This window comes from Marivivens marinus, assembly GCF_035969385.1.
Taxonomy (GTDB): Bacteria; Pseudomonadota; Alphaproteobacteria; order Rhodobacterales; family Rhodobacteraceae; genus SELP01.
On the sequence record NZ_JAYKKJ010000001.1, the window covers coordinates 142004 to 168253 of the forward strand.

At 61.4% G+C, this 26250-nt stretch carries 40 protein-coding genes; 38 read left to right on the plus strand and 2 right to left on the minus strand.

The annotated features are described in order from the left end of the window. Positions 1-29: 29 nt before the first annotated feature. The 16 genes from U3648_RS00730 to rplP all read left to right on the plus strand — a co-directional run bounded on the left by U3648_RS00730 (position 30) and on the right by rplP (position 11514). Positions 30-923 (plus strand): DMT family transporter, encoded by an 894-nt coding sequence (locus U3648_RS00730; protein ID WP_420857341.1) that lies wholly within the window; start codon positions 30-32, stop codon positions 921-923. Positions 924-1188: 265 nt separating this feature from the next. Continuing rightward, positions 1189-1560, plus strand: a complete 372-nt coding sequence (rpsL, locus tag U3648_RS00735) for a 30S ribosomal protein S12 (RefSeq protein WP_129678827.1) — start codon at positions 1189-1191, stop codon at positions 1558-1560. Between the two features lie 12 nt (positions 1561-1572). Next, on the plus strand, positions 1573-2043 hold the full coding sequence (gene rpsG, locus U3648_RS00740; RefSeq protein WP_129678828.1) for a 30S ribosomal protein S7: 471 nt from the start codon (positions 1573-1575) through the stop codon (positions 2041-2043). A 15-nt stretch (positions 2044-2058) separates the two neighbouring features. Continuing rightward, complete coding sequence (fusA, locus tag U3648_RS00745) at positions 2059-4176, plus strand: elongation factor G (RefSeq protein WP_420857342.1); 2118 nt, start codon at positions 2059-2061, stop codon at positions 4174-4176. 83 nt (positions 4177-4259) lie between these two features. Further along, positions 4260-5435, plus strand: a complete 1176-nt coding sequence (tuf, locus tag U3648_RS00750) for an elongation factor Tu (RefSeq protein ID WP_420857330.1) — start codon at positions 4260-4262, stop codon at positions 5433-5435. A gap of 126 nt (positions 5436-5561) precedes the next feature. Next, positions 5562-5876 carry a 30S ribosomal protein S10 gene (gene rpsJ / locus U3648_RS00755; protein ID WP_129678830.1) on the plus strand — a complete coding sequence of 105 codons (315 nt, stop codon included), beginning with the start codon at positions 5562-5564 and terminating at the stop codon, positions 5874-5876. Between the two features lie 14 nt (positions 5877-5890). Continuing rightward, positions 5891-6637 carry a 50S ribosomal protein L3 gene (rplC, locus tag U3648_RS00760; RefSeq protein WP_420857343.1) on the plus strand — a complete coding sequence of 249 codons (747 nt, stop codon included), beginning with the start codon at positions 5891-5893 and terminating at the stop codon, positions 6635-6637. After that, positions 6627-7247 (plus strand): 50S ribosomal protein L4, encoded by a 621-nt coding sequence (rplD, locus tag U3648_RS00765; RefSeq protein WP_129678832.1) that lies wholly within the window; start codon positions 6627-6629, stop codon positions 7245-7247. Before rplC ends, rplD begins: the two co-directional genes overlap by 11 nt. Continuing rightward, positions 7244-7540: a 50S ribosomal protein L23 gene (locus U3648_RS00770; protein WP_129678833.1), complete on the plus strand. Its 297-nt coding sequence runs from the start codon at positions 7244-7246 to the stop codon at positions 7538-7540. Before rplD ends, U3648_RS00770 begins: the two co-directional genes overlap by 4 nt. Before the next feature lie 196 nt (positions 7541-7736). Continuing rightward, positions 7737-8147, plus strand: a complete 411-nt coding sequence (locus tag U3648_RS00775) for a hypothetical protein (RefSeq protein ID WP_420857344.1) — start codon at positions 7737-7739, stop codon at positions 8145-8147. Positions 8148-8280: 133 nt separating this feature from the next. Beyond that, positions 8281-8631 carry a DUF2200 domain-containing protein gene (locus U3648_RS00780; RefSeq protein WP_420857345.1) on the plus strand — a complete coding sequence of 117 codons (351 nt, stop codon included), beginning with the start codon at positions 8281-8283 and terminating at the stop codon, positions 8629-8631. A gap of 244 nt (positions 8632-8875) precedes the next feature. Continuing rightward, on the plus strand, positions 8876-9715 hold the full coding sequence (gene rplB / locus U3648_RS00785) for a 50S ribosomal protein L2 (protein ID WP_420857346.1): 840 nt from the start codon (positions 8876-8878) through the stop codon (positions 9713-9715). Positions 9716-9718: 3 nt separating this feature from the next. Continuing rightward, entirely contained in the window at positions 9719-9997 is a 279-nt protein-coding gene (gene rpsS, locus U3648_RS00790; protein WP_129678837.1) for a 30S ribosomal protein S19, read from the plus strand. 3 nt (positions 9998-10000) lie between these two features. Further along, positions 10001-10381 (plus strand): 50S ribosomal protein L22, encoded by a 381-nt coding sequence (rplV, locus tag U3648_RS00795; protein WP_420857347.1) that lies wholly within the window; start codon positions 10001-10003, stop codon positions 10379-10381. Further along, entirely contained in the window at positions 10381-11088 is a 708-nt protein-coding gene (gene rpsC / locus U3648_RS00800) for a 30S ribosomal protein S3 (RefSeq protein WP_420857348.1), read from the plus strand. Before rplV ends, rpsC begins: the two co-directional genes overlap by 1 nt. A 12-nt stretch (positions 11089-11100) precedes the next feature. After that, positions 11101-11514, plus strand: coding sequence for a 50S ribosomal protein L16 (gene rplP / locus U3648_RS00805; RefSeq protein WP_129678840.1), 414 nt, complete (start codon positions 11101-11103; stop codon positions 11512-11514). 900 nt (positions 11515-12414) lie between these two features. Here the strand turns inward: rplP and U3648_RS00810 are convergent. After that, a complete protein-coding gene (locus U3648_RS00810) occupies positions 12415-13035 on the minus strand; it encodes a 2OG-Fe(II) oxygenase family protein (protein ID WP_420857349.1) in 621 nt (206 codons plus the stop codon). Between the two features lie 235 nt (positions 13036-13270). Between U3648_RS00810 and rpmC the strand changes: the two genes are divergently transcribed. From rpmC to rplQ, 20 genes are all read left to right on the plus strand, one after another. Further along, on the plus strand, positions 13271-13477 hold the full coding sequence (gene rpmC / locus U3648_RS00815) for a 50S ribosomal protein L29 (RefSeq protein WP_129678843.1): 207 nt from the start codon (positions 13271-13273) through the stop codon (positions 13475-13477). A 3-nt stretch (positions 13478-13480) separates the two neighbouring features. Then, entirely contained in the window at positions 13481-13711 is a 231-nt protein-coding gene (gene rpsQ / locus U3648_RS00820; RefSeq protein ID WP_420857350.1) for a 30S ribosomal protein S17, read from the plus strand. Positions 13712-13790: 79 nt separating this feature from the next. Next, complete coding sequence (gene rplN, locus U3648_RS00825) at positions 13791-14159, plus strand: 50S ribosomal protein L14 (protein ID WP_038073566.1); 369 nt, start codon at positions 13791-13793, stop codon at positions 14157-14159. Then, entirely contained in the window at positions 14159-14464 is a 306-nt protein-coding gene (gene rplX / locus U3648_RS00830; RefSeq protein ID WP_420857351.1) for a 50S ribosomal protein L24, read from the plus strand. Before rplN ends, rplX begins: the two co-directional genes overlap by 1 nt. Further along, positions 14464-15027 carry a 50S ribosomal protein L5 gene (gene rplE, locus U3648_RS00835; RefSeq protein ID WP_420857352.1) on the plus strand — a complete coding sequence of 188 codons (564 nt, stop codon included), beginning with the start codon at positions 14464-14466 and terminating at the stop codon, positions 15025-15027. Before rplX ends, rplE begins: the two co-directional genes overlap by 1 nt. A 21-nt stretch (positions 15028-15048) precedes the next feature. Continuing rightward, positions 15049-15354 carry a 30S ribosomal protein S14 gene (gene rpsN / locus U3648_RS00840; RefSeq protein WP_420857353.1) on the plus strand — a complete coding sequence of 102 codons (306 nt, stop codon included), beginning with the start codon at positions 15049-15051 and terminating at the stop codon, positions 15352-15354. 13 nt (positions 15355-15367) lie between these two features. Next, positions 15368-15760 (plus strand): 30S ribosomal protein S8, encoded by a 393-nt coding sequence (gene rpsH, locus U3648_RS00845; protein WP_129678848.1) that lies wholly within the window; start codon positions 15368-15370, stop codon positions 15758-15760. Between the two features lie 12 nt (positions 15761-15772). Further along, the gene (gene rplF, locus U3648_RS00850) at positions 15773-16306 is read left to right on the plus strand and encodes a 50S ribosomal protein L6 (RefSeq protein ID WP_420857354.1); all 534 of its coding nucleotides are present in this window, start codon (positions 15773-15775) and stop codon (positions 16304-16306) included. An 11-nt stretch (positions 16307-16317) separates the two neighbouring features. Beyond that, the gene (gene rplR, locus U3648_RS00855) at positions 16318-16677 is read left to right on the plus strand and encodes a 50S ribosomal protein L18 (protein ID WP_129678850.1); all 360 of its coding nucleotides are present in this window, start codon (positions 16318-16320) and stop codon (positions 16675-16677) included. A gap of 112 nt (positions 16678-16789) precedes the next feature. Then, entirely contained in the window at positions 16790-17353 is a 564-nt protein-coding gene (rpsE, locus tag U3648_RS00860; RefSeq protein WP_129678851.1) for a 30S ribosomal protein S5, read from the plus strand. 12 nt (positions 17354-17365) lie between these two features. Further along, on the plus strand, positions 17366-17554 hold the full coding sequence (gene rpmD, locus U3648_RS00865) for a 50S ribosomal protein L30 (RefSeq protein ID WP_129678852.1): 189 nt from the start codon (positions 17366-17368) through the stop codon (positions 17552-17554). Between the two features lie 368 nt (positions 17555-17922). Then, complete coding sequence (locus U3648_RS00870) at positions 17923-18780, plus strand: DMT family transporter (RefSeq protein WP_420857355.1); 858 nt, start codon at positions 17923-17925, stop codon at positions 18778-18780. A 149-nt stretch (positions 18781-18929) separates the two neighbouring features. After that, entirely contained in the window at positions 18930-19271 is a 342-nt protein-coding gene (locus U3648_RS00875) for a hypothetical protein (RefSeq protein ID WP_420857356.1), read from the plus strand. 159 nt (positions 19272-19430) lie between these two features. After that, entirely contained in the window at positions 19431-19901 is a 471-nt protein-coding gene (rplO, locus tag U3648_RS00880; protein WP_420857357.1) for a 50S ribosomal protein L15, read from the plus strand. A 126-nt stretch (positions 19902-20027) separates the two neighbouring features. After that, entirely contained in the window at positions 20028-21374 is a 1347-nt protein-coding gene (gene secY / locus U3648_RS00885; RefSeq protein ID WP_420857687.1) for a preprotein translocase subunit SecY, read from the plus strand. Beyond that, positions 21371-21949: an adenylate kinase gene (locus tag U3648_RS00890; protein ID WP_420857358.1), complete on the plus strand. Its 579-nt coding sequence runs from the start codon at positions 21371-21373 to the stop codon at positions 21947-21949. The genes secY and U3648_RS00890 overlap by 4 nt, the downstream gene beginning before the upstream one ends. Positions 21950-22150: 201 nt before the next feature. Next, a complete protein-coding gene (gene rpsM, locus U3648_RS00895; RefSeq protein WP_129678858.1) occupies positions 22151-22519 on the plus strand; it encodes a 30S ribosomal protein S13 in 369 nt (122 codons plus the stop codon). A gap of 15 nt (positions 22520-22534) precedes the next feature. Beyond that, positions 22535-22927, plus strand: a complete 393-nt coding sequence (gene rpsK / locus U3648_RS00900) for a 30S ribosomal protein S11 (RefSeq protein WP_129678859.1) — start codon at positions 22535-22537, stop codon at positions 22925-22927. A 113-nt stretch (positions 22928-23040) separates the two neighbouring features. Then, a complete protein-coding gene (locus U3648_RS00905) occupies positions 23041-24057 on the plus strand; it encodes a DNA-directed RNA polymerase subunit alpha (RefSeq protein ID WP_420857359.1) in 1017 nt (338 codons plus the stop codon). Between the two features lie 153 nt (positions 24058-24210). Next, positions 24211-24633, plus strand: coding sequence for a 50S ribosomal protein L17 (rplQ, locus tag U3648_RS00910; protein ID WP_420857360.1), 423 nt, complete (start codon positions 24211-24213; stop codon positions 24631-24633). A 70-nt stretch (positions 24634-24703) separates the two neighbouring features. On the opposite strand, the gene U3648_RS00915 is transcribed toward rplQ, so the two are convergent. Beyond that, complete coding sequence (locus U3648_RS00915) at positions 24704-24877, minus strand: hypothetical protein (protein WP_420857361.1); 174 nt, start codon at positions 24875-24877, stop codon at positions 24704-24706. A gap of 75 nt (positions 24878-24952) precedes the next feature. Between U3648_RS00915 and U3648_RS00920 the strand changes: the two genes are divergently transcribed. After that, the gene (locus U3648_RS00920; RefSeq protein WP_420857362.1) at positions 24953-25564 is read left to right on the plus strand and encodes an autoinducer binding domain-containing protein; all 612 of its coding nucleotides are present in this window, start codon (positions 24953-24955) and stop codon (positions 25562-25564) included. Between the two features lie 60 nt (positions 25565-25624). Further along, complete coding sequence (locus U3648_RS00925) at positions 25625-26215, plus strand: acyl-homoserine-lactone synthase (protein ID WP_420857363.1); 591 nt, start codon at positions 25625-25627, stop codon at positions 26213-26215. The last annotated feature ends 35 nt before the right edge of the window (positions 26216-26250 follow it).

Here is a 26250-nt window from a genome sequence, read left to right on the forward strand (position 1 = left end):
TCCCCAAGTCGCCCGCTAATGCTTTGCCCATGAAAGCCCTCAGTCCCAATATCTCTGGCGCCCTTTTGATGATGCTGTCGATGGCCGCCTTCACGGTCAACGATACCTTCATGAAGGCGGCGGCGGCGCATGTGCCGTTTTATCAGGCGATCACCCTGCGGGGCGTCGGTATTTCCATCGGGCTGATCACGCTGGCGCTGTGGCGGGGGCAATTGCGGGTCAACCTGCCCCGGCGCGACTGGGGCCGGATCGGGTTGCGCACCGCGGCCGAGATCGTCGGCACGCTTCTGTTCCTCACCGCGCTGGTGCATATGCCGCTCGCCAATCTGTCGGCGATCCTGCAATCGCTGCCGCTGACCGTCACACTGGCCGCCGCAATCTTTCTGGGCGAACCGGTTGGCTGGCGGCGGATGACGGCGATCGGGGTCGGCTTTCTTGGGGTGCTTCTGATCGTGCGGCCGGGAACCGAGGGGTTCACCATCTATTCCGTCCTCGGGGTCGGTGCGGTTCTGGCCGTGACGGTGCGGGATCTTGCAGCGCGGCGGCTGTCGGCGGGGGTGCCCAGCCTGATGGTTGCGGTCGTGGCCGCGCTCGGGGTGACAGCCTTCGGCATCATCGGCGGGTTAAGCGAAGACTGGGTCCCGGTCGACGGGGCAGGGGGGTTGATGCTCGGTGGTGCCGCGCTCTGCCTGATGGTCGGCTATGTCGCCTCGGTCTCGGCTATGCGGATCGGGGAAATCGCCATCGTCGCCCCGTTCCGCTACTCCAGCCTGCTGGTCGCGCTGGTCCTTGGGTTCCTTGTTTTCGGCGACTGGCCCGCCTGGCCGACGCTTCTGGGGGCGGCCATTCTGGTGGGTACTGGGCTCTATACCTTCCATCGGGAACGGCGGATCGCGCGGCGAAACGCCCGCGCGGCGGCATAACCACCGGGTGCTGTTGACAGGGGGAACGACTCCCCCTATACGCCGCCCATCCGGGTCCGGGGGTCTTCCCGTGCCCGATATCAGAGTCGTCGTGGTCATGATCCGGGATACTACTTCCCCGATCCTCTGAAGACACACCGCACCGATCCTCCGGTAAGGGATCGACTGCGGGTTTTTTGTGCTGTTGCGGACGCGTGCGGCACGTCATCGAAAACCGCGGACCTACGGGGCCGCTACACTAGTGTAGGATAGGGAACAAAGCCCAATGCCAACGATCCAGCAGCTGATCCGCAAACCGCGGCAGCCGAAAGTCACCAAGTCCAAGTCGCAGCACCTCGAGCGCTGCCCGCAGAAGCGTGGTGTTTGCACCCGCGTCTACACCACCACCCCGAAGAAGCCGAACTCGGCCATGCGGAAGGTCGCCAAGGTGCGCCTGACCAACGGTTTCGAAGTGATCAGCTACATCCCTGGTGAAAGCCACAACCTTCAGGAACACTCGGTGGTTCTGATCCGTGGCGGCCGGGTAAAAGACCTTCCGGGCGTCCGTTACCACATCCTGCGCGGTGTCCTCGATACCCAGGGTGTCAAAGATCGTAAGCAGCGCCGTTCGAAGTACGGCGCCAAGCGTCCGAAGTAAGGAGAGACCGCAATGTCGCGTCGTCACGCCGCCGAGAAACGTGAAATCCTGCCCGACGCCAAGTTTGGCGACCGGGTTGTCACGAAGTTCATGAACAACCTGATGATCGATGGCAAAAAATCTGTTGCCGAACGGATCGTCTACAACGCCTTCGACCGGGTCGAAAGCAAGCTCAAGAAGGCCCCCGTGGAAGTGTTCCACGAGGCGCTGGACAACATCAAACCGTCGGTCGAAGTTCGTTCGCGCCGGGTTGGTGGTGCCACCTATCAGGTTCCGGTCGAAGTTCGCCCCGAACGCCGTGAAGCGCTCGCCATCCGCTGGCTGATCACCGCTTCGCGCTCCCGCAATGAAAACACCATGGAAGAGCGCCTTGCCGGCGAGCTTCTGGACGCGGTCAACGGCCGCGGTTCGGCTGTGAAAAAGCGGGAAGACACCCACAAGATGGCCGACGCGAACAAAGCGTTCAGCCACTACCGCTGGTAAGAGGAAGACCTTTCCATGGCTCGCGATTATCCCCTCGACCGCTACCGCAACTTCGGCATCATGGCCCACATCGACGCAGGCAAGACCACCTGCTCGGAGCGGATCCTGTTTTATACCGGCAAATCCCACAACATCGGTGAGGTGCACGATGGTGCCGCCACCATGGACTGGATGGAGCAGGAGCAGGAACGCGGTATCACGATCACCTCGGCTGCGACCACCACCTTTTGGGAACGCACCGAAGATGGCGTGAACCCGGACACGCCCAAGCACCGGATGAACATCATCGACACCCCCGGCCACGTTGACTTCACCATCGAAGTCGAACGTTCGCTGGCTGTGCTTGACGGTGCCGTTGCCGTTCTCGACGCCAACGCCGGCGTTGAACCCCAGACCGAAACCGTGTGGCGTCAGGCTGACCGCTACAAGGTTCCGCGCATCGTGTTCGTCAACAAGATGGACAAGATCGGCGCCGACTTCTTCAACTGCGTTCGCATGATCGAAGACCGCACCGGCGCCCGCGCCGTTCCCGTCGGTATTCCGATCGGCGCCGAGAACGAGCTGGAAGGCCTGATCGACCTCGTGACCATGGAAGAATGGCTGTGGCAGGGTGAAGACCTTGGCGCATCGTGGGTCAAGGCCCCGATCCGTGACAGCCTGAAGGACCTGGCCGACGAATGGCGCGGCAAGATGATCGAAGCCGCCGTCGAAATGGACGACGACGCGATGATGGCCTACCTCGAAGGGGAAGAGCCCGACGTGCCGACCCTGCGCAAACTGCTGCGCAAGGGCACCCTGTCGCTGACCTTCGTTCCGATCCTTGGCGGCTCCGCCTTCAAGAACAAGGGCGTCCAGCCGCTTCTGAACGCCGTGATCGACTACCTGCCGAGCCCGCTCGACGTGGTCGACTACATGGGCTTCAAACCGGGCGACGAAACCGAAACCCGTAACATCGCCCGCCGCGCGGACGACGACATGGCGTTCTCGGGCCTTGCGTTCAAGATCATGAACGACCCCTACATGGGCACCCTGACCTTCACCCGCGTCTACTCGGGCAAGCTGGCCAAGGGCGACACCCTGCTGAACTCGACCAAAGGCAAGAAAGAGCGCATCGGCCGCATGGTGATGATGCACTCCAACAAGCAGGACGAGATCACCGAAGCCTTCGCCGGCGACATCATCGCCCTGGCAGGTCTGAAGGACACCACCACCGGTGACACGCTTTGCGCCGTCAACGACCCGGTCGTCCTGGAAACCATGACCTTCCCGGATCCGGTGATCGAGATCGCGGTCGAACCGAAGACCAAGGCTGACCAGGAAAAGATGTCCCAGGGCCTGCAGCGGCTTGCCGCCGAAGACCCGTCCTTCCGTGTCGAAACCGACCTCGAGTCGGGCCAGACCATCATGAAGGGCATGGGCGAACTTCACCTCGACATTCTCGTCGATCGTCTGAAGCGCGAATTCAAGGTCGAAGCCAACATCGGTGCTCCGCAGGTGGCCTACCGCGAAACCATTTCGCACGAGGTCGAACACACCTACACCCACAAGAAACAGTCGGGTGGTTCGGGTCAGTACGCCGAGGTCAAGCTCATCATCACCCCGACCGAGCCGGGCGAAGGCTACTCCTTCGAATCCCGCATCGTCGGCGGTGCCGTGCCGAAGGAATACATCCCCGGCGTGGAAAAGGGCATCACCTCGGTCATGGACTCCGGCCCGCTGGCTGGCTTCCCGGTGATCGACTTCAAGGTTGCTCTGGTCGACGGTAAGTTCCACGACGTGGACTCCAGCGTTTTGGCCTTCGAAATCGCTGCCCGTATGTGCATGCGCGAAGGGATGCGGAAAGCTGGCGCCAAGCTGCTGGAACCGGTGATGAAGGTCGAAGTGATTACCCCGGAAGAATACACCGGCGGGATCATCGGCGACCTGACATCGCGTCGGGGCCAAGTGCAGGGTCAGGACACCCGCGGCAACGCCATTGCCATCGACGCGATGGTGCCGCTGGCCAACATGTTCGGCTACATCAACACCCTGCGCTCGATGTCTTCGGGCCGTGCGCAGTTCACGATGCAGTTCGACCACTACGACCCCGTCCCGCAGAACCTGTCGGACGAGATTCAGAAGAAATTCGCCTAAACCCGCGGTGGGCCGACCGGCCCACCCTACCACCCCTGTAGGGTGCGTGTTCCAACGCACCGCTCGACATCAAGGAGGCCACAATGGCTAAGGAAAAGTTTGAACGTAATAAGCCGCACGTGAACATCGGGACTGTTGGTCACGTTGACCACGGCAAGACGACGCTGACGGCTGCGATCACGAAGTATTTCGGTGATTTCAAGGCGTATGACCAGATTGACGGCGCGCCGGAAGAGAAGGCCCGCGGGATCACGATCTCGACCGCGCACGTTGAGTATGAGACCGAGGCGCGTCACTACGCCCACGTCGACTGCCCCGGCCACGCCGACTACGTCAAGAACATGATCACCGGTGCGGCCCAGATGGACGGCGGCATTCTGGTTGTGAACGCTGCTGACGGCCCGATGCCGCAGACCCGCGAGCACATCCTTCTGGCCCGTCAGGTCGGCGTTCCGGCGCTGGTCGTTTACATGAACAAGGTTGACCAGGTCGACGACGAAGAGCTTCTCGAGCTCGTCGAGATGGAAATCCGCGAACTGCTGTCGTCCTACGAATTCCCGGGCGACGACATTCCGATCGTCAAGGGTTCGGCCCTGGCCGCGATGGAAGGCCGTGACCCGGAGATCGGCGAGAACTCGATCCGCGAGCTGATGGCCGCTGTCGACAGCTACATCCCGACCCCGGAGCGCGCCGTTGACCAGCCGTTCCTGATGCCGATCGAAGACGTGTTCTCGATCTCGGGCCGCGGCACGGTTGTGACCGGTCGTGTGGAGCGTGGCGTGATCAACGTTGGCGACGAAATTGAAATCGTCGGCATCCGCGACACCAAGAAGACCACCTGCACCGGTGTGGAAATGTTCCGCAAGCTCTTGGATCGTGGTGAGGCCGGCGACAACATCGGCGCCCTGCTGCGTGGTGTTGACCGTGACGGCGTCGAGCGTGGCCAGGTGCTGTGCAAGCCGGGTTCGGTGAAGCCGCACACCAAGTTCGAAGCCGAAGCCTACATCCTGACCAAGGAAGAAGGCGGCCGTCACACCCCGTTCTTCGCCAACTACCGCCCGCAGTTCTACTTCCGGACCACCGACGTGACCGGCACCGTTGAACTGCCGGCCGGCACCGAAATGGTGATGCCGGGCGACAACCTGAAGTTCGGCGTCGAACTGATCGCGCCGATCGCCATGGAAGACGGCCTGCGCTTCGCCATCCGCGAAGGCGGCCGCACCGTCGGCGCCGGCGTCGTCTCCAAAATCATCGAATAATTCGGTGATTGCAATTTCGTGGGGCGGGCTGTAAGGCCCGCCCCACACCGTTGAATTCGGGTTCGACGTGGCAGGGCAATCCCGCTCCTCTCACCTCTCAACCTTAAGCCGCGAAAGGCAATGAAAATGGCAGTCCAAAGCCAAAACATTCGCATTCGGCTCAAGGCTTTCGATTATCGCGTTCTGGATGCGTCCACCGCCGAGATCGTAAGCACCGCGAAGCGGACCGGCGCATCCGTGCGCGGGCCGATTCCGCTGCCGAACAAGATCGAGAAATTCACCGTTCTGCGCGGTCCGCACATCGACAAGAAGTCGCGTGACCAGTTCGAGATCCGCACCCACAAGCGCCTGCTTGATATCGTGGACCCGACCCCGCAGACCGTTGACGCCCTGATGAAGCTCGACCTCGCCGCTGGCGTGGATGTCGAGATCAAGGTCTAAGGAGGGCACCAGCTATGTTGCGCTCTGGCGTTATCGCGAAAAAAGTCGGCATGACCCGACTGTTCATGGAAGACGGCAAGCAGATCCCTGTGACCGTTCTTCAGCTGGACAACCTGCAGGTTGTGGCCCAGCGGACCCAGGACAAGGACGGCTACACCGCTGTTCAGCTGGGCGCCGGCACGGCCAAGGCCAAGCGGACCACGAAGGCCATGCGTGGCCACTTCGCCGCTGCCAAGGTTGAACCCAAGCGGAAGGTCGCGGAATTCCGCGTGTCCCCCGACAACCTCATCGAAGTCGGCGAAGAGATCGTCGCCAGCCACTACAACGAAGGCCAATTCGTTGACGTGTCCGGCACCTCGATCGGTAAAGGCTTTGCCGGTGCCATGAAGCGGCACAACTTCGGCGGTCTGCGGGCCTCGCACGGTGTGTCGATTTCGCACCGTTCGCACGGGTCGGTCGGCCAGTGTCAGGATCCGGGCCGTATCTTCAAGGGCAAGAAAATGGCCGGTCACATGGGCGCTGCCCGTGTCACCACCCAGAACCTGCAGGTCGTCCGCACCGATGTGGACCGTGGCCTGATCATGGTGAAGGGCGCCGTTCCGGGCTCCAAGGGTGGCTGGGTCACCATCAAGGACGCCGTGAAAAAGCCGCTCCCTGAAAACCTGGTTACCCCGGCCGCGCTGCGGTCTGCCGTGACCGCTGCAACCGCTGCTGACGCTCCGGCTGAAGCCGCTGAAGGAGGCGAGAACAATGAAGGCTGAAGCGATCAAGCTTGACGGCAAAGCCGCCGGCGCTGTCGATCTCTCGGACGAGATCTTCGGCCTCGAGCCCCGCGCCGACATCCTGCACCGCGTCGTTCGCTGGCAGCGGAACAAGGCCATGGCCGGGACTCACTCGGTCCTGACCAAGTCGGAAGTCAGCTACTCGACCAAGAAGATCTACCGCCAGAAGGGCACCGGTGGCGCACGTCACGGTTCCAAGAAGGCCCCGATCTTCCGTCACGGTGGCGTCTACAAGGGCCCGACCCCGCGGTCGCACGCCCACGACCTGACCAAGAAGTTCCGCAAGCTGGGCCTGCGCCATGCGCTGTCGGCCAAGCTGAAGGCGGGCGAGCTGGTCATCCTGGACGTGGCTGACGTGAAAGAAGCCAAGACCGGCGCGCTGGCCAAGCAGGTCAACGCTCTGGGCTGGAAGCGTGCGCTCGTCATCGACGGGGCCGCGGTGAACGAAAACTTCGCCAAGGCTGCGCGCAACATCGCCAACCTGGACGTGCTGCCCTCGATGGGTGCCAACGTCTACGACATCCTCCGCAGTGACACGCTCGTGCTCACCAAGGCTGGTGTCGAAGCTCTGGAGGCTCGTCTGAAATGAGCGCGAAAGCAGAACACTACGACGTGATCCGCAAGCCGATCATCACCGAAAAAGCGACCATGGCGTCGGAAAACGGTGCGATCGTCTTCGAAGTGGCCATGGACGCCAACAAGCCGCAGATCAAGGAAGCCGTCGAGGCTCTCTTTGGTGTGAAGGTGAAGGCCGTCAACACCACCATCACCAAAGGCAAGGTCAAGCGGTTCCGGGGCTCCCTCGGCAAGCGCGCTGACGTCAAGAAGGCCTATGTGACGCTGGCCGAAGGCAACACCATCGACGTGTCGACCGGCCTCTAAGGCCCGCACATCGGAAACGAACAGAACCCCGGCTGCGTCAGCGGCCGGGGTTTTTCTTTGCCTGCCGGTCCGTCCGAAGGCGCATTGTTTTGCCTTGGTCCCGCCTCTGAATCGCCGCTTTTGGCTGGCGAAATCGGGGGTTTGTAGGGCCCGAGTTGAATCAAATGGGCTGGATCAGACGAAAGGTTGGTCGAAAATGGAATATGGCCGTATTGAACCGATCGCCGGCGTCTCGGGGAAGGAAGAGACCGCGGTCACGATGAAGTCGATCAAGCAGCTTCTGGACGAGGAACTGGCGCGGACAGGCGACAGGGCAGCCGTGCAAGAGGTAATCCGACAGCAGGCCGCGACGGCCGAGCGGAAACAGACCCCCGCCCCGGCCCCGCAACCGGCCGAGCCAGAGGCCTCGCCGCACGTCCTGCCGCTGCAAACGCCGCCGCACATGCGCGCCGCCGCGAAACCGGTGACCCCGGCCCGGCCCGTCACCCCCGCACGGCCAGCCAGCCCGGCGACCAAACTCCAGTCCGCCGTCCCACTGGCCCCGGCCCAGGACACCGCCCCCAGCCCCAAATCCGGCTCGCTCCTGAAACGGTTGTTGGGGCGGTAGGCAGAAGAAGCGACGCGTCCGCCTTTTATGGCCCGGACGCGGTCTGGAACAGCAAGACCCCCGGCTGCGTTTGCGGTCGGGGTTTTTGTTTTGTGCTGATGCGGGCTGATGTATTCTTGGGGTGGAGGCCCTCATGTCCGAACATCGTATTTATAGCATTTCTGTCGCATCGGTTTACCCCCACTACGTGGCCAAGGCCGAGCGGCGGAAGTCCTCGAAAGACGCGATTGACCAGGCGATCCACTGGCTGACCGGCTATGACGCCGTGGGGCTGGACCGGGTTCTTGCCGAAAAGACCGATTTCCGAACGTTCTTTGCCGAGGCGCCGGCGCTCAATCCGGCGCGGGCAGGGATCAAGGGGAAGATCTGCGGGATCAGGGTGGAAGAGATCGAGGAAGACTTGATGCGCGAGATACGTTATCTCGACAAGCTGGTCGAAGAGGTCTCCAAAGGACGCCCGATTGAACGGATCGTTAAGCTCTAGGCTTGATCTTGACGACGGCCGTCGGTGCAGATGCTCCTGCCCGGGCACTTCGGCAATAGGATGGCCGCCGCGCTGCGATGCATGGCTTGCACCAATGGGCTTGACCCCACCCCCGTCCCCCTCTAAACCCCGCCCATCCACAGCCCCGGATTCGTCCGGGGCCGTGTGTTTTTGACTATGGGGACCTTCGGGGCCCTTCACCTGCCGGGCCTTACCGCCCGCAAAGCAACGGAAGACAGAAAACATGGCACTCAAGTCGTATAAGCCGACGACGCCTGGCCAGCGTGGGCTGGTGCTGATCGACCGTTCGGAGCTTTGGAAAGGTCGTCCGGTCAAGTCCCTCACCGAGGGTCTGACCAAAAAGGGCGGTCGGAACAACACCGGACGGATCACGGCACGTCGTCGTGGTGGTGGCGCAAAGCGTCTCTATCGCATCGTGGACTTCAAGCGGAACAAGTTCGACATCTCCGCGACCGTCGTTCGCATCGAATATGACCCGAACCGGACCGCCTTCATCGCCCTCGTCCAGTACGAAGACGGCGAACAGGCCTACATCCTTGCCCCGCAGCGTCTGGCTGTTGGTGACAAGGTCATCGCTTCGGCCAAGGCTGACATCAAGCCGGGCAACGCGATGCCCTTCTCGGGGATGCCGATCGGGACGATCGTTCACAACATCGAAATGAAGCCCGGCAAAGGCGGCCAGATCGCCCGCGCTGCAGGCACCTACGCCCAGTTCGTTGGTCGTGACGGGGGCTATGCCCAGATCCGTCTGTCCTCGGGCGAACTGCGTCTGGTGCGTCAGGAATGCATGGCCACCGTCGGTGCCGTGTCCAACCCCGACAACTCGAACCAGAACCTCGGCAAGGCCGGTCGCGTCCGTCACTACGGCAAGCGTCCGTCGGTCCGCGGTGTCGCGATGAACCCGATCGACCACCCGCACGGTGGTGGTGAAGGCCGCACCTCGGGTGGCCGGACCCCGGTTACCCCCTGGGGCAAGGACACGAAGGGTCGTCGGACCCGCAACAAGAACAAGGCGTCGCAGAAGCTCATCCTTCGCTCGCGTCACGCCAAGAAAGGGCGCTAACACATGGCACGCTCTGTTTGGAAAGGTCCGTTCGTTGACGCTTACGTGCTTAAGAAAGCCGAAGCTGTTCGCGAGTCGGGCAAGAACGAAGTCATCAAGATCTGGTCCCGCCGGTCGACGATCCTGCCCCAATTCGTGGGTCTGACGTTCGCCGTCTACAACGGCCAGAAGCACATTCCGGTCAACGTGACCGAGGACATGATCGGCCAGAAGTTCGGTGAATATTCGCCGACCCGTACCTACTACGGGCATGCTGCCGACAAAAAAGCGAAGCGGAAGTAAGTCATGGGCAAGGCACAGAACCCCCGCCGCGTGGCCGACAACGAAGCAATGGCAAAACTGCGCATGCTTCGCACCAGCCCGCAGAAACTGAACCTCGTCGCCGGCATGATCCGTGGCAAGAAGGTGGAAAAGGCCCTGGCCGATCTGACCTTCTCGAAAAAGCGGATCGCGCAGGACGTGAAGAAATGCCTTCAGTCCGCCATCGCCAACGCCGAGAACAACCACAACCTGGATGTCGATGAACTGGTCGTCGCCGAGGCTTATGTCGGCAAGAACCTGACCATGAAGCGCGGTCGCCCGCGGGCGCGTGGCCGGTTCGGCAAGATCATCAAGCCGTTTTCGGAACTGACCATCAAGGTGCGTCAAGTCGAGGAGCAAGCCTAATGGGTAACAAAGTCAATCCCGTCGGGATGCGCCTCCAGGTCAACCGCACCTGGGACAGCCGCTGGTACGCCGACACCAAGGACTATGGCAACCTTCTGCTCGAAGACCTCAAGATCAAGGAATTCGTGAAGAAAGAGTGCAAGCAGGCCGGCGTCAGCCGCGTCATCATCGAGCGTCCGCACAAGAAGTGCCGTGTGACCATTCACACTGCACGTCCGGGCGTGATCATCGGTAAAAAAGGCGCCGATATCGAAACGCTCCGCAAGAAGCTTGCGAACCTGACCTCGAGCGAACTGCACCTCAACATCGTTGAAGTGCGCAAGCCCGAACTGGACGCTGCCCTTGTGGGTGAATCCATCGCGCAGCAGCTTGAACGCCGCGTGTCCTTCCGCCGCGCCATGAAGCGCGCCGTGCAAAACGCCATGCGTATGGGTGCCCTTGGCATCCGCGTGAACGTTGCCGGCCGTCTTGGCGGTGCGGAAATCGCACGGACTGAATGGTATCGCGAAGGCCGCGTGCCGCTGCACACCCTGCGTGCCGACATCGACTATGCTCTCTCCGAAGCAATGACCCCCTATGGTATCATCGGGATCAAGGTCTGGATCTTCAAAGGCGAGATCATGGAACATGACCCGAGCGCGCGTGACCGCAAAGCTGCCGAACTGCAGGATGGCCCCGCGCCCCGCGGTGCCGGTGGCCGTCGCTAAGGAGTAGAACAGATGCTGCAACCGAAGCGCACGAAATTCCGCAAGATGCACAAGGGCCGGATCAAGGGTCAGGCGAAGGGCGGGTCTGACCTGAACTTCGGCACCTACGGTCTGAAAGCCACCGAGCCGGAGCGCGTCACCGCGCGCCAGATCGAGGCTGCCCGTCGTGCCCTGACCCGTCACATGAAGCGTCAGGGCCGGGTCTGGATCCGCATCTTCCCGGACACCCCCGTCACCGCCAAGCCCATCGAAGTTCGTATGGGTAAGGGTAAGGGCTCTGTTGACCGGTGGACCTGCAAGGTCAAGCCGGGCCGCGTGATGTTCGAAATCGACGGCGTGAACGAAGAAATCGCCCGCGAAGCCCTGCGCCTCGCCGCGATGAAACTTCCGGTCAAGACCCGCACCGTCGTTCGGGAAGACTGGTAACTGGTCAAATCCATTGGATTTGAGCCAGCGGGGGAAAGCGATTGACCCAGTCAATTGCGGCCCCGCCCGGATCGAAACGAAAAGACCCCCGCCGAGAGATCGGCGGGGGTTTTGCCATTTTGCCACAACGCGACGAAGCCATGTGTCTCCGATCCGCTCGCTATTCGCCGAAGTCAAACGCTGTCGGAAATGAGCTAGTTGTCAAAGCCTGCTAGCCTCAGCTGCCTAGCAGCGCTCCAGCCTTTAGGCGGGCTTTCGTTCTCTGACTGCCAGTTGGCACCGTCGTCGGTGATCCACTTTCGCCGCAGCTCCACGAAACGATCAATCGAATGAGATTCGACATAGTGGTAGCCAGCCTGACAGCGACAACACGGGCAAATCTCGAACGTCGTGAGGCCATTTTGGTCAAATGCTTCAAACGCCGGATATCCGCAAACTGGGCACATTTTGATATCATCATTCTTGGGCAAGAAATAATTCCGGTTGATCGAAACCCTTGAATTGCCTGTCATGGAATAATGAAACGCTTCCTTCTTTCGACTGTGTCAGGGCCTCGCGTGAAGCGTCCTCAAGAGTGGTATGTCCATGAAACAAGTCGTTAGTCGTTAGTCGTTAGTCGTTAGTCGTTAGTCGTTAGTCGTTAGTCGTTAGTCGTTAGTCGTTAGTTGGTAGTTGGTAGTTGGTAGTTGGTAGTTGGTAGTTTGACCACGAATTGGGCTTATGAAAAGGGATGAATGCGCGAAGAGATCCCTTGAACCCGCCGGGACGCCTGCGGCCCGGCACACGCCCGCCCGCCCCCAAGGCGGGCGTGTTCCACGCCCACCCGGTCGGGCACGTGCCTGATGGGTCAATCGAAAGATGTGCCGTTGGGGTCCGGGCGAGGGGGCAGGACGCCTCCCCTCACTCCCACCGGTAGTTGAAGCTCACTGAAATCCGGTCGTCCTCGGCCATGTTCATCGGCACCTCGTGCCGCAGCCAGCTTTCCCACAGCAGCACCTCGCCCACCTTGGGCGCGGCGTAGACGAAGGTCTGCAGCTCTTCCCGCGCGCCCTTCTTGCGGGTCGGGGCGGCCATCATCCGGGCCGAGCGCGGGTCTTCCAGCTTCAGCGCGCTGGCCCCGTCGGGCATCTGCACATAGGTGGTGCCGGAAATCACCGAATGGGGGTGGATGTGCGACGAATGCATTCCGCCTTCCGGCAGGATGTTGATCCACAGGTCCTCCAGCACCAGCGCCCGTCCGTCCAGATCGAACTCCAGATCCTCGGCAAAGGCCGCGACATGCTGGTCCAGCGCATCGGCGATCTGCTTGAACACCGGAAACCGCCACGGCAGGTCGGTCAGCGAGGCGTAAGAGGTGTATCCGGGGTATCCCTTCTCCTCGCACCATTCCTGCCCGGCCTCGTCATCCTCCGCGATGGAATAGCAGGAGGCGACCAGTTCGTCATTGTCCACGGGGGTGCCGAACTCGGACAGTTCGGCACGGTAAAGGCGGGTCACGAAGAGGGATTTGATATCAGCCATAGGCCCGTCATAGCGCAGGGCGTTTTCCGGCGCGAGAGGCTTTTGTTTATTGGCCTTCGCCCCGCGAACCGCTACATCTGGGGCAGGGACAGACACCCCGGCAAGAAACCGGGAAAACAGTCCTTGCCAACCCCCCGGAACCCCCCTATACGGCCCACTTCTACACCCACTCCACCGGAGAATCGGGTCACGTCCCTATGGGCGGCTCGCCGGTGATGTTGAAAGGAAAAAGGCGATGAACGCCAATGAACTGCGCGACAAGACCCCGGACCAGCTCCGGGAAGAGCTTGTCAACCTGAAGAAGGAAGCCTTCAACCTGCGCTTCCAGCAGGCCACCGGCCAGCTTGAGAACACCGCACGCATGCGCACCGTCAAGCGGTCCGTTGCCCGTGTGAACACCATCCTGAACGAAAAAGCGGCCGCTGCCGCGTCGGAGGCCTAATCCATGCCCAAGCGTATTCTTCAGGGTGTCGTGACCTCGAACCAGAACGCCCAGACCGTCACCGTTCAGGTCGAACGTCGTTTCAAGCACCCGCTGCTGCAAAAGACCGTCCGTAAGTCCAAGAAGTACCGGGCCCACGACGAAAACAACCAATTCAACGTCGGCGATACCGTCCGTATTCAGGAATGTGCGCCGAAGTCGAAGACCAAACGCTGGGAGGTCATCGCCTCCTAAGGGCGGGGACACTCCAGTTAATCGAAACCCTGGGGACTAGGGCAAACTGCAAGCCCCCCCAAAGGTCGGGAGAAACCAAATGATCCAGATGCAGACCAATCTGGATGTTGCTGATAACTCTGGCGCTCGCCGGGTTCAGTGCATCAAGGTTCTGGGTGGTTCGCACCGTCGCTATGCGTCGGTCGGCGACATCATTGTCGTTTCCGTCAAGGAAGCCATCCCGCGTGGTCGCGTGAAAAAAGGTGACGTCCGCAAGGCCGTCGTCGTGCGCACCGCCAAAGAAGTTCGCCGTGAAGACGGCACCGCAATCCGCTTTGACCGTAACGCCGCCGTGATCCTGAACAACGCAGGTGAACCGGTCGGCACCCGTATCTTCGGGCCGGTCGTGCGCGAACTGCGTGCCAAGAACTTCATGAAGATCATCTCGCTCGCTCCGGAGGTGCTCTAATGGCCGCCAAGCTGAAAAAAGGTGACAAGGTCGTCGTTCTTGCCGGTAAGGACAAGGGCAAGACCGGTGAAATCTCGTCCGTCGATCCGAAGGCCGGCAAGGCCGTCGTCGAAGGCGTGAACATCGCCATCCGTCACGTCAAGCAAAGCCAGACCAGCCAGGGTGGCCGCACGCCGAAGGCGATGCCGATCGACCTGTCGAACCTGGCCATCGTCGATGCCAATGGCAAGGCGACCCGCGTTGGCTTCCGCATGGAAGGCGACAAGAAGGTTCGTTTCGCCAAGACCACGGGAGACGTGATCTGATGCTCGATACCGCGAACTACACCCCGCGTCTGAAGGCCCAGTACGCTGCGTCGATCAAGGCCGCTCTGAAAGAAGAGTTCGGCTACAAGAACGACATGCAGATCCCGCGCCTGGATAAGATCGTGCTCAACATCGGCTGTGGTGCCGAAGCTGTGCGCGACTCCAAGAAAGCCAAGTCGGCTGTCGACGATCTGACCACCATCGCCGGTCAGCGCGCTGTCACCACCAAGGCCAAGAAGTCGATCGCCGGCTTCCGCGTCCGTGAAGACATGCCGCTCGGCGCCAAGGTCACTCTGCGCGGCGACCGGATGTATGAATTCCTCGATCGTCTGATCACCGTGGCGATGCCCCGTATCCGCGACTTCCGCGGCGTTTCGGGCACCTCCTTCGACGGCCGCGGCAACTATGCCACCGGCCTGAAGGAACACATCGTCTTCCCCGAAATCAACTTCGACAAAGTCGACGAAGTTTGGGGGATGGACATCGTCATCTGCACCACCGCGAAAACCGACGCGGAAGCCAAGGCGCTGTTGAAGCATTTCAACATGCCCTTCAACTCGTGACGCGCGGGAGGAGAGAGAGAAATGGCTAAGAAATCCATGGTCGAACGCGAAAAGAAGCGTGAAAAGCTGGTGGCGCAATACGCCGCCAAGCGCGCCTCGCTGAAAGAAATCGCGAACGATGAAACGAAGTCGATGGAAGAGCGTTTCAAGGCGCGCCTGGCCCTGGCCAAGCTGCCCCGCAACAGCTCGCCCACCCGTCTTCACAACCGCTGCCAGCTCACGGGGCGTCCCCACGCCTACTACCGTAAGCTCAAGGTCAGCCGGATCATGCTGCGCGAGCTTGGCTCGAACGGCGAGATTCCCGGTCTGGTCAAGTCCAGCTGGTAAGGAGGGTTGAGAAATGAACGATCCTATCGGTGATATGCTGACCCGTATCCGCAACGGCCAGATGCGTGGCAAGTCGACCGTGTCGACCCCCGCGTCCAAGCTGCGTGCGTGGGTTCTGGATGTGCTGGCCGACGAAGGCTACATCCGGGGCTATGAAAGCTCGACTGATGTCAACGGCCACCCGGCTTTTGAAATCAGCCTGAAGTACTACGAAGGCACCCCTGTCATTCGCGAACTCAAGCGGGTCTCCAAGCCCGGCCGTCGCGTCTACATGGGCGTCAAGGACATTCCGTCGGTCCGTCAGGGCCTGGGTGTGTCGATTGTCTCCACCCCCAAGGGTGTGATGTCGGATGCGAACGCTCGCGCCAACAATGTTGGTGGCGAAGTGATTTGCACGGTCTTCTAAGGAGGATTGGCAATGTCTCGTATTGGGAAAAAGCCGGTCGAGATGCCGTCGGGTGTTTCGGCGACCATCTCCGGCCAGACCATCGAAGTGAAGGGCCCGAAAGGGACCCGCAGCTTCACCGCAACCGACGATGTGACCCTGACCGTTGAAGAAAACGCGATCAAGGTCACCCCGCGTGGCATGTCCAAGCGGGCCCGTCAGCAGTGGGGCATGTCCCGCAGCCAGGTGGAAAACCTTGTGACCGGCGTGACCGAGGGCTTCAAGAAAGAGCTCGAGATCACCGGGGTTGGTTACCGTGCCAGCATGCAGGGCAACACGCTCAAGCTCGCTCTCGGCTACAGCCACGACGTGGATTTCGAAATCCCCGCTGGCGTGACCGTGACCGCGCCCAAGCAGACCGAAATCGTTGTGGAAGGTATCGACCAACAGCTGGTGGGGCAGGTTGCTGCCAACATCCGCGAGTGGCGCAAGCCCGAGCCCTACAAGGGCAAGGGTATCCGCTACAAGGGCGAGTACATCTTCCGCAAGGAAGGCAAGAAGAAGTAAGGACCAGACAGATGGCAAACAGCAAACGTACCCTGTTTCTGAAGCGTCGCCTGCGCGTCCGGAACAAGCTTCGCAAGGTCAACGACGGCAAGATGCGCGTGTCGGTGCACCGTTCGAACAAGAACATCAGCGCCCAGCTGATCGACGATGTGAACGGCGTCACCCTCGCTTCTGCCTCCTCGCTCGAGAAAGATCTCGGCGTGGTCGGCAAGAACAATATCGAAGCCGCCGCCAAGGTTGGTGCCGCTCTTGCCGAGCGCGCCAAGAAGGCCGGTGTGACCGAAGCCTACTTCGATCGTGGCGGGTTCCTGTTCCACGGCAAGGTGAAGGCCCTGGCCGACGCCGCGCGTGAAGGCGGCCTGAAGATCTAAATGTCTTGCGGGGGGCGTTCGCGCCCCCCCGATGATCCGGGCCCGCGCCTGTCGCGTGCACCAAGGATCGAGTTGAACGGCGCGCCCGTCGCGCCATGAGAGAGGAAGCCAAATGGCTCGTGAACCGCAACAGCGTGGGAATCGTCGCGAACGCGAAGAAGCCCCCGAATTCGCCGATCGCCTCGTCGCGATCAACCGTGTGTCCAAGACCGTGAAAGGTGGTAAGCGCTTTGGCTTCGCCGCTCTCGTCGTCGTGGGCGACCAGAAAGGCCGCGTCGGCTTTGGTAAGGGCAAGGCCAAGGAGGTCCCCGAGGCCATCCGCAAAGCCACCGAGCAAGCCAAGCGCCAGATGATCCGCGTGCCGCTGCGCGAAGGCCGCACGCTGCACCACGACATCGAAGGCCGTCACGGCGCCGGTAAGGTCATCATGCGCACCGCGCCGACCGGGACCGGGATCATCGCCGGTGGTCCGATGCGTGCTGTGTTCGAAATGCTGGGTGTTCAGGACGTCGTCGCCAAGTCGAACGGCTCGCAGAACCCCTACAACATGATCCGCGCCACCCTCGACGGCCTGCAGAAGTCGCAGTCGCCGCGCAACGTCGCTCAGCGTCGTGGCAAGAAGGTCGCTGACATCCTCGGCTCCAAGGGCGATGCCCCTGCCGAAGCCGAAGCGTAAGGAGACGGACCCATGGCAAAAACCATCGTCGTCAAGCAGATCGGCTCGCCGATCCGTCGCCCCGCCAAGCAGCGTGCCACGCTGGTTGGCCTTGGCCTGAACAAAATGCACAAGACCCGCGAGCTGGAAGACACCCCGTCGATCCGCGGCATGGTCGAAAGCATCCCGCACCTCGTCGAGATCATCGAAGAGCGCGGCTAAGTCATCGGTTGCACCGCAACCCTGCAGCGCCCCGGCCCGCAACGGCCGGGGCGTTTTCGTTTGGCCCCCTTGGTAGTCCCATGCGTTTTCTGCATTCCGGGGCTTCGGGATTGGCGGTGGTGCGGCGCGCGCGGTGGGCGTAGGCAGCGGTCAACCCCAGACAAAAGGCACCACAATGACCTTCCTCCGCACCCTCGCCGCCAAGATCAAAGCCACCTGGGCCAACGGCCCCGTCCCCTGCTGGACCGAATACCTGCACCAAACCCAAGGTGCCCGTCAGTAGGGATCACACACCACCAGCGCAAAGGCGATTGGGAACCGGACCCGGTTGTGGCAATGCTGGGGCCACCCCAACGAAAGCCCCGCCGATGCGTCTGTTCCTGCTGACCAGCCTCACCATGATCGCCTTCGCGGCAAATTCGCTGCTGAACAGGGCGGCCCTGTCAGGCGGACACATCGGCGCCTCTGAATTCGCCTCGGTCCGGGTCCTCAGCGGCGCGATTATGCTTTGGCTTCTCATGACGCTCCAGTCCCGGACGCGACCGGTCCTGCGCCGCCCGGATTGGCGCGGTGTTGCCGGGCTGGTGGCCTATCTGGTCGGGTTTTCCTACGCCTACCTTCATGTCGACGCCGGTCTTGGCGCGTTGGTGCTCTTCGGCGGGGTCCAATTGACCATGTTCGCCGGGGCGCTGGCCGAAGGGGAAAACCCACCTGCGGCCCGCTGGCTTGGCATGGCGGTGTCGCTGGCGGGGCTGGCCTATTTGGTCTGGCCGACCGAAACCGTCGCCCTTCCACCGCTCTCCATCGGGTTGATGGTGATCGCCTCGGTCGGTTGGGGCGTCTATTCGCTGGCCGGGCGGCGCGTGTCGGACCCGCTGGCCGCCACGACCACCAATTTCATCTATGCCAGCCCCGTGGTGGTTCTGGCCGGTCTGGCGCTGCATCCAAGTCCGGCGCTGTCGGCACCCGGGATCGGGCTGGGCGTTCTCTCCGGCGCCATCACCTCGGGGCTTGGCTATGCGCTCTGGTATCGGGTTCTGCCGTCACTGGGGGCCACCAAAGGCGCAATCGCGCAGCTGTCCGCCCCGGTTCTCGCACTCATCGGCGGCGCGCTGTTCCTGTCGGAACCACTGACCACACGGGCCGTGCTCGCCTCGGTCTTGGTTCTGGGCGGCATCGCATTGGGCGTCGTGCAGTTCACCGCAAGGAACAAACCGGGCCGTTAGAACCTCGCGTTGGCACCTTGCGATGCACGCCCGGGTATCTAACATGACCTCAGCAAAATCGAGGGGCGAACATGATTACAAGGTTGATTACGAGTATTGTCTTTGCCGTCGGCTTTGCTGGGGCGACGTCGGCCTATGACCTCAGACAGATGGTCGACCTGATCGAAAGGACGCCCTGGGGCTGGACCGTCTCAGAGAATGTTTGTGTCGACGACCTCCGCCATTTCACGTTCAACGATGAAATGGACGTCATGTATAGCGACATTGAGGAGTTTGAAGAACTTGTCGTCTACCGCGTTCACAAATACGGCCCGAATTCCATTACCATGGAGATCGACGGCGAAACCCGGATGACGAACGAAGGCATTCCCGTCGTCTGGGAACTGCGATTTGCCGGCCCTGACGCGCTCTGCTGGCGGGCAACGCACTGGAGCTTTTTTGACTGCTCCGCGTTTCTGGTCCGGTGCCCGGAGGTGTCGCCGACTTCCTGAACCTGGCAGACCCGGCGCGACGGTACACAGAGGGCTTGAACGTCCCGCCCCCAACCCGTATACGCCCCCGGTGGCCTCGTGACGGGGCCCGACTCAATTGGAAAAGCCGTGTTTGCCCGTTCCGTCGCTGGGGGGCAGTTCCGGCAAAGGAGAAGCGACATGAAACTTCACGAACTTCGTGACAACGAAGGCGCAACCAAGAAGCGTATGCGCGTTGGCCGCGGCCCGGGCTCTGGCAAGGGTAAAATGGGTGGCCGTGGTATCAAGGGTCAGAAATCCCGCTCGGGTGTGGCGATCAAGGGCTACGAAGGTGGCCAGATGCCGCTCTACCAGCGTCTGCCCAAGCGTGGCTTCAACAAGCCGAACCGCAAGAAATTCGCCGTCGTCAACCTGGGCCTGATCCAGAAGTTCATCGACGACAAGAAGCTCGACGCCAAGAACATCACCGAGGACACCCTTGTTGAATCCGGCCTGATCCGTCGCAAGCTGGACGGCATCCGCGTTCTGGCCAAGGGCGAACTGACCGCCAAGGCGACCATCACCGTGACCGGTGCCTCCAAGGGCGCTGTCGAAGCGGTGGAAAAGGCCGGCGGCTCGCTGACGGTCACTTCCGCGGTGGCGGCCGAGTAAAAGGGTTGTCGGCGCCCTGCGGGGCGCTTACATCGCTTGCAGAGTTTTCCCAACGCCGCCGCCCGGGGACCCGGTTGGCGGCGTTTCAGCGAAAAGAGATCCTAAATGGCTTCAGCAGCAGAACAAATGGCGTCAAACCTGAGCTGGTCTGCCTTCGGCAAGGCGACCGAGCTTCGGCAACGCATCCTGTTCACCATCGGCCTTCTCATGGTCTACCGTCTTGGCACCTATATCCCGGTTCCCGGGATCGACACGGGCGCCCTGCGTGACTTCATGGAACAGGCGGCAAGCGGTATCGGGGGCATCCTGTCGATGTTCACCGGAGGCGCGCTCAGCCGGATGGGCATCTTCGCGCTGGGGATCATGCCCTATATCTCCGCCTCGATCATCGTGCAGCTTCTCGGGTCCATGTACGAACCCTGGAAGCAGCTGAAGAAAGAAGGCGAACAGGGCCGCAAGAAGCTAAACCAATACACTCGCTACGGCACCGTGGTTCTGGCCACCTTCCAGGCCTTCGCCCTTGCGCGCAGCCTCGAGGCTGGCAGCCTGGCGTCCGATCCGGGCCTGTTCTTCCAGGCCTCCTGCGTGGTGACGCTGGTCGGGGGCACCATGTTCCTGATGTGGCTGGGTGAACAGATCACCTCGCGCGGGATCGGCAACGGGATTTCGCTGATCATCTTCGTGGGCATCGTCGCCGAACTGCCCGCCGCCGCCGCGCAATTCCTGTCGACCGCCGCCGCCAACCGGGAAACCGGCGCGCTTCTGATCATCGGCGTGATCATTGGCCTTGCCCTGCTGCTGGCCTTCGTCGTCTTCATGGAACGCTCGCTGCGCAAGATCCACATCCAGTATCCCCGCCGTCAGGTGGGCATGAAGGTTTATGACGGCGGGTCCAGCCACCTGCCGATCAAGGTCAACCCGGCGGGGGTGATCCCGGCGATCTTCGCCTCGGCGCTGCTGCTGCTGCCGACCACGCTGTCGACCTTCTCGGGCGGCTCCGCCGGGCCGGTCATGTCTTGGATCCTTGCCTACTTCGGGCCGGGCCAGCCGCTGTATCTTCTGTTCTTCACGTCGATGATCGTCTTCTTCACCTACTTCTACACCAAGGAAGTGGCGTTCAAGGTCGATGACGTGGCCGACAACTTGAAGAACCAAAACGGCTTTGTCCCCGGTATCCGCCCGGGCAAGCGGACCGCCGAATACCTCGACTACGTGGTGACCCGCGTGCTTGTCCTCGGCTCCGCCTACCTTGCGCTAGTTTGTCTCATGCCCGAGATTATCCGCTCGCAACTCTCGATTCCTTTCTACTTTGGCGGTACGTCAGTGCTGATCATCGTGTCCGTGGGGATGGACACGATCCAACAGATCCAGTCGCACCTGCTGGCGCACCAGTACGAAGGGCTGATCGAGAAATCGCAACTGCGCGGAAAGCGTGGAACCAAGAAACGGACGAAGGGACCGTCGCGTCGATGAACATCATTCTTCTCGGACCGCCGGGGGCGGGCAAAGGTACTCAGGCTGCTCGGCTTGTGGACGAACGCAACATGGTGCAGCTGTCGACCGGTGACATGCTGCGCGCCGCCCGCACGTCCGGGACCGAGATGGGCAAGATCGTTGCCGGGGTCATGGACCGCGGTGAACTTGTCACCGACGAGATCGTGATCGGCCTGATCCGCGAACAGCTGGAAAAAGGCGGCGATCACGGCGGGTTCATCTTCGACGGCTTCCCGCGCACGCTGGCGCAGGCCGATGCCCTTGGCGCGCTTCTGAACGAACTGGGCCAAAGCCTTGACCACGTGATCGAGCTTCAGGTCAACGACGACGTTCTTGTCGAGCGAATCCTTGGCCGCGCGGCCGAGGCCGTGGCCGCCGGCGGCACCGCCCGCGCCGATGACAACGAGGAAAGCCTGAAGATCCGTCTGATGGCCTATTACAAACAGACCAGCCCGCTGATCGGCTACTACCACGCCAAGGGTCAGCTGCAGTCGGTCGACGGTCTGGCCAGCATGGACGACGTCGCCGCCAGCATCGCAGCGGTGCTTGGCTAAGAACGGGCGGGCAGGGGCTTGACCCTCTGCCCAATCCCCTCTAATCAGCCCCATCCCGCAAGGGAATCAATCTGTTGGCTCCGGGTCGCTCCCGCATCTGACAATCACCTCGAATGACAGCGGCCCGTGGGGAAACCCGTCGGGCCTCCGTTGTGAAAAAAGGTTCCGGGAATACGGAACCGCAACGAAAGGAAGCTAAACGTGGCACGTATTGCCGGCGTGAACATCCCGACTGCAAAGCGGGTTCCCATCGCCCTCACCTACATCACCGGTATCGGTAACACCTCGGCCGTCGCAATCTGCGAAGCCGTTGGCATCGACCTGACCCGCCGGGTCAACGAACTGTCCGACGCCGAAGTGCTCGCCATCCGCGAACATATCGACGCCAACTACACTGTCGAAGGCGACCTGCGCCGCGAAGTGCAGATGAACGTCAAGCGCCTGATGGACCTCGGCTGCTACCGTGGCCTGCGTCATCGCCGCAACCTCCCCGTCCGCGGCCAGCGGACCCACACCAACGCTCGCACCCGCAAAGGCCCCGCAAAGGCCATTGCCGGTAAGAAGAAATAAGGGAGGGCTGCAATCATGGCACGTGATACCCGCCGCGGGGGCAAGAAAAAGGTCTCCAAGAACATCGCCGCCGGTGTGGCGCATGTGAACTCCACCTTCAACAACACCAAGATCCTGATCTCGGACGTGCAGGGCAACGCGATTGCCTGGTCGTCGGCCGGGACCATGGGCTTCAAGGGCTCGCGGAAATCGACCCCTTACGCCGCTCAGCTTGCTGCTGAAGACGCTGGCAAGAAAGCCCAGGAACACGGTGTGAAGACGCTGGAAGTCGAAGTTCAGGGCCCCGGTTCGGGCCGTGAATCGGCACTGCGCGCTCTGGCTGCTGTTGGCTTCAACATCACCTCGATCCGTGACGTGACGCCGATCGCACACAACGGCTGCCGTCCGCCGAAGCGCCGCCGCGTCTAAGCGAATTTTATTGGCTGGGGCCCGCCCGTTTGGTGCGGCCCCAGTCCGTCATTTTGAAACCTCGGGCGTCTGGGCCTTTAGGACATGGGGCACAGACAGGAATGGAGGGACGCATGATCCACAAGAATTGGGCAGAACTGATCAAGCCGAACCAGCTTGAAGTAAAGCCGGGCAACGACCCGATGCGGTCCGCGACCGTTGTCGCCGAACCGCTGGAGCGCGGCTTTGGTCTGACGCTGGGCAACGCGCTGCGCCGCATCCTGATGTCGTCGCTGCAGGGCGCCGCGATCACTGCCGTCCAGATCGACAACGTCCTGCACGAGTTCTCCTCGGTGTCCGGTGTCCGTGAAGACGTGACCGACATCGTGCTGAACCTCAAGGGTGTCGCGATCCGCATGGAAGTCGAAGGGCCGAAGCGCCTGACGGTTCAGGCCAAGGGCCCGGGCATCGTCACCGCTGCCGACATTTCGGAAAGCGCCGGGATCGAGATCCTGAACAAGGATCACGTGATCTGCCACCTCGACGAAGCCGCCGACCTCTACATGGAACTGACCGTCAACACCGGTAAGGGCTATGTCTCGGCCGACAAGAACAAGCCGGAAGACGCGCCGATCGGCATGATGGCCATCGACGCCATCTATTCGCCGGTCAAGAAAGTCAGCTATGACGTGCAGCCGACCCGCGAAGGTCAGGTTCTGGACTATGACAAGCTGACCATGAAGGTCGAAACCGACGGTTCCATCAGCCCCGAAGATGCCGTGGCCTATGCCGCCCGCATTCTTCAGGACCAGCTGGGCATCTTCGTCAACTTCGACGAGCCGGAAAGCGCCTCTGCGTCCTCCGACGACGACGGTCTGGAATTCAACCCGCTCCTCCTCAAGAAGGTGGACGAGCTGGAACTCTCCGTCCGTTCGGCGAATTGCCTGAAGAACGACAACATCGTCTACATCGGCGACCTGATCCAGAAAACCGAAGCCGAGATGCTCCGCACCCCGAACTTCGGCCGCAAGTCGCTGAACGAGATCAAGGAAGTTCTGTCGGGCATGGGCCTGCACCTTGGCATGGATGTCGAGGATTGGCCGCCGGACAACATCGAAGACCTGGCCAAGAAATTCGAAGACCAGTTCTAAGGAATTTCGGCCCCCGATTTCGGTTGGGGGCCGATGTACAAACCGGGCATTTCACTGTCCCGGATTTGTACAAACCGGGCAAAACGCCCCAAGGAGAGCGGCTGACACGCATCGGTCGCCAGACAAAGCAAAAGACGAATTAGGAGATCGAAAATGCGTCACGCTCGCGGATACCGCCGCCTGAACCGGACCCACGAACACCGTAAGGCCCTTTGGGCTAACATGGCCGGTTCGCTCATCGAACATGAACAGATCAAGACCACCTTGCCGAAAGCCAAGGAACTCAAGCGGATCATGGACAAGATGATCACCCTTGGGAAGCGTGGCGATCTGCACGCCCGCCGTCAGGCCGCGGCGCAGCTCAAGCAGGACCAGCACGTTGCCAAGCTGTTCGAAGTGCTCGGGCCCCGTTACGCCGAACGCAACGGCGGCTACACCCGCGTCCTGAAGGCCGGCTTCCGCTACGGCGACATGGCCCCGATGGCGATCATTGAACTGGTCGACCGCGACCCGGCCGCAAAGGGCGCAGCCGACAAGGCACGTCTGGCCGAAGAAGAGGCTGACGCCGAAGAATAAGCCGTATCGAACGGTTCGAATTTTCAAGGGGCTCTGTCGTAGGACGGGGCCCTTTTTGATTTACGTTACGTCAATTGGTTTTCCGGTCCGAATTGCTTGTCGAGTCGGCGGATATTTCTGCAGAACTCCGTTTCGGCTCCTCACTCGCATCGCTTTCAAAGCCAAGAAAGGAAATGATTTCAGCGCGTTGCGCCGCGCCGATTTTCTTGAAAGCACTTTCCAGATCAATATCTCTGCTACCCATCGTTCTACTCATTGATAATTGCGACCAAACTCAATTTAAAGTTGACCAAGATTCGGGCAACTTGTCTAAAAGGATATGTCCTTGAGGTCGGGAATCGAAGCACATACCACCAGGCTCGCGCTGCTCGCGCCGAGTGGTTTCTTCTATGCGCTGCACATTCGGTTCGCGCTGCCGCTGCTTCATCACCAAACCTATCCCAAGGGCTGGACCGATAGATATACAGAGGAGGCCTATGCGCTTCGCGATCCGATCATTGCCTGGGGGTTTAGCCAGATCGGGGCCGCACGTTGGAGCGAAATCGACATACCGGACCCGTTCAATATTCTTGGACAGGCCAAGGAATTTGGAATGATCTTTGGGGTGGCGGTGTCTTGCGGACCGATGAAATCCCGCACCATTGCCTCTGCCGCGCGTGCGGATCGCGAGTTTCGGGATGACGAAATCGCGGACTTCGCCCACGAGATCAGCAAACTCCATGACATAACTGAACCCCCATCGTCCTTGACGGACGCCCAAGTAGAAGCCCTGCGGTGTGTCGCCGAAGGGGATCGTCACGCAGCTGCCGCCGCACGATTGGGGATATCCGAAAGCGCATTCAAGGCCAGACTTTCTTCGGCGCGCAGCGCCCTCCTGGCCCGAACCACCGCCGAAGCGATCCAGCGGGCGAGGGACTACCGGCTGCTCTGACCATCCTTCGCGATGTGACGGCAGGGTTGTGTAACCCTAACCTTCTCGCTGGAGACGATGATGCACAGCACCACGCTATCTTTCGCCAACATGCACAACCATGGCGAGCTTTTTGTTAACCTTCTGCGCGCCCGGCGTGAATCCTTCATTGTCCGCAATCGGTGGGACCTGCCCGAAACCATGGGCATGGAATACGACCAGTACGACACGCCCCAAAGCCGCTGGCTGGCTGTTCACGATGATACGGGCCGGGTTCTGGCCGGGGTTCGGTTGACCCCGACAACGGCCCGCTGCGGCATCTATTCCTACATGATCAGGGATGCGCAGCGGGGCCTTCTGGAGTCGATCCCCGATGATCTGCTGTTCGATCAGGCCCCGGTGGACGACGGCACATGGGAGGTCACACGCGGTTTCGTCGTTCACGACATTCCGGCGTCTCTTCGGCATCGGGTCCGGATGCGGTTGGTGCTGCAGATGCTGCGCACCTCGCGCGAAGAGGGCATCCGCCGGATGCTGGCGCTGCTGCCATCGAACTGGCATCGCTGGGCAGCCCGGTGCAGTCTTGAGATGAAGGCCGCTGGCCGCAATATGAACATGGGCGGGATCGACTATCAGGCGGTCTGGATCGACTTCTCCACCCAGCTTCACTGAGTCTTTCCAAGCCCAAGGTGGCGGCATAATCTGCG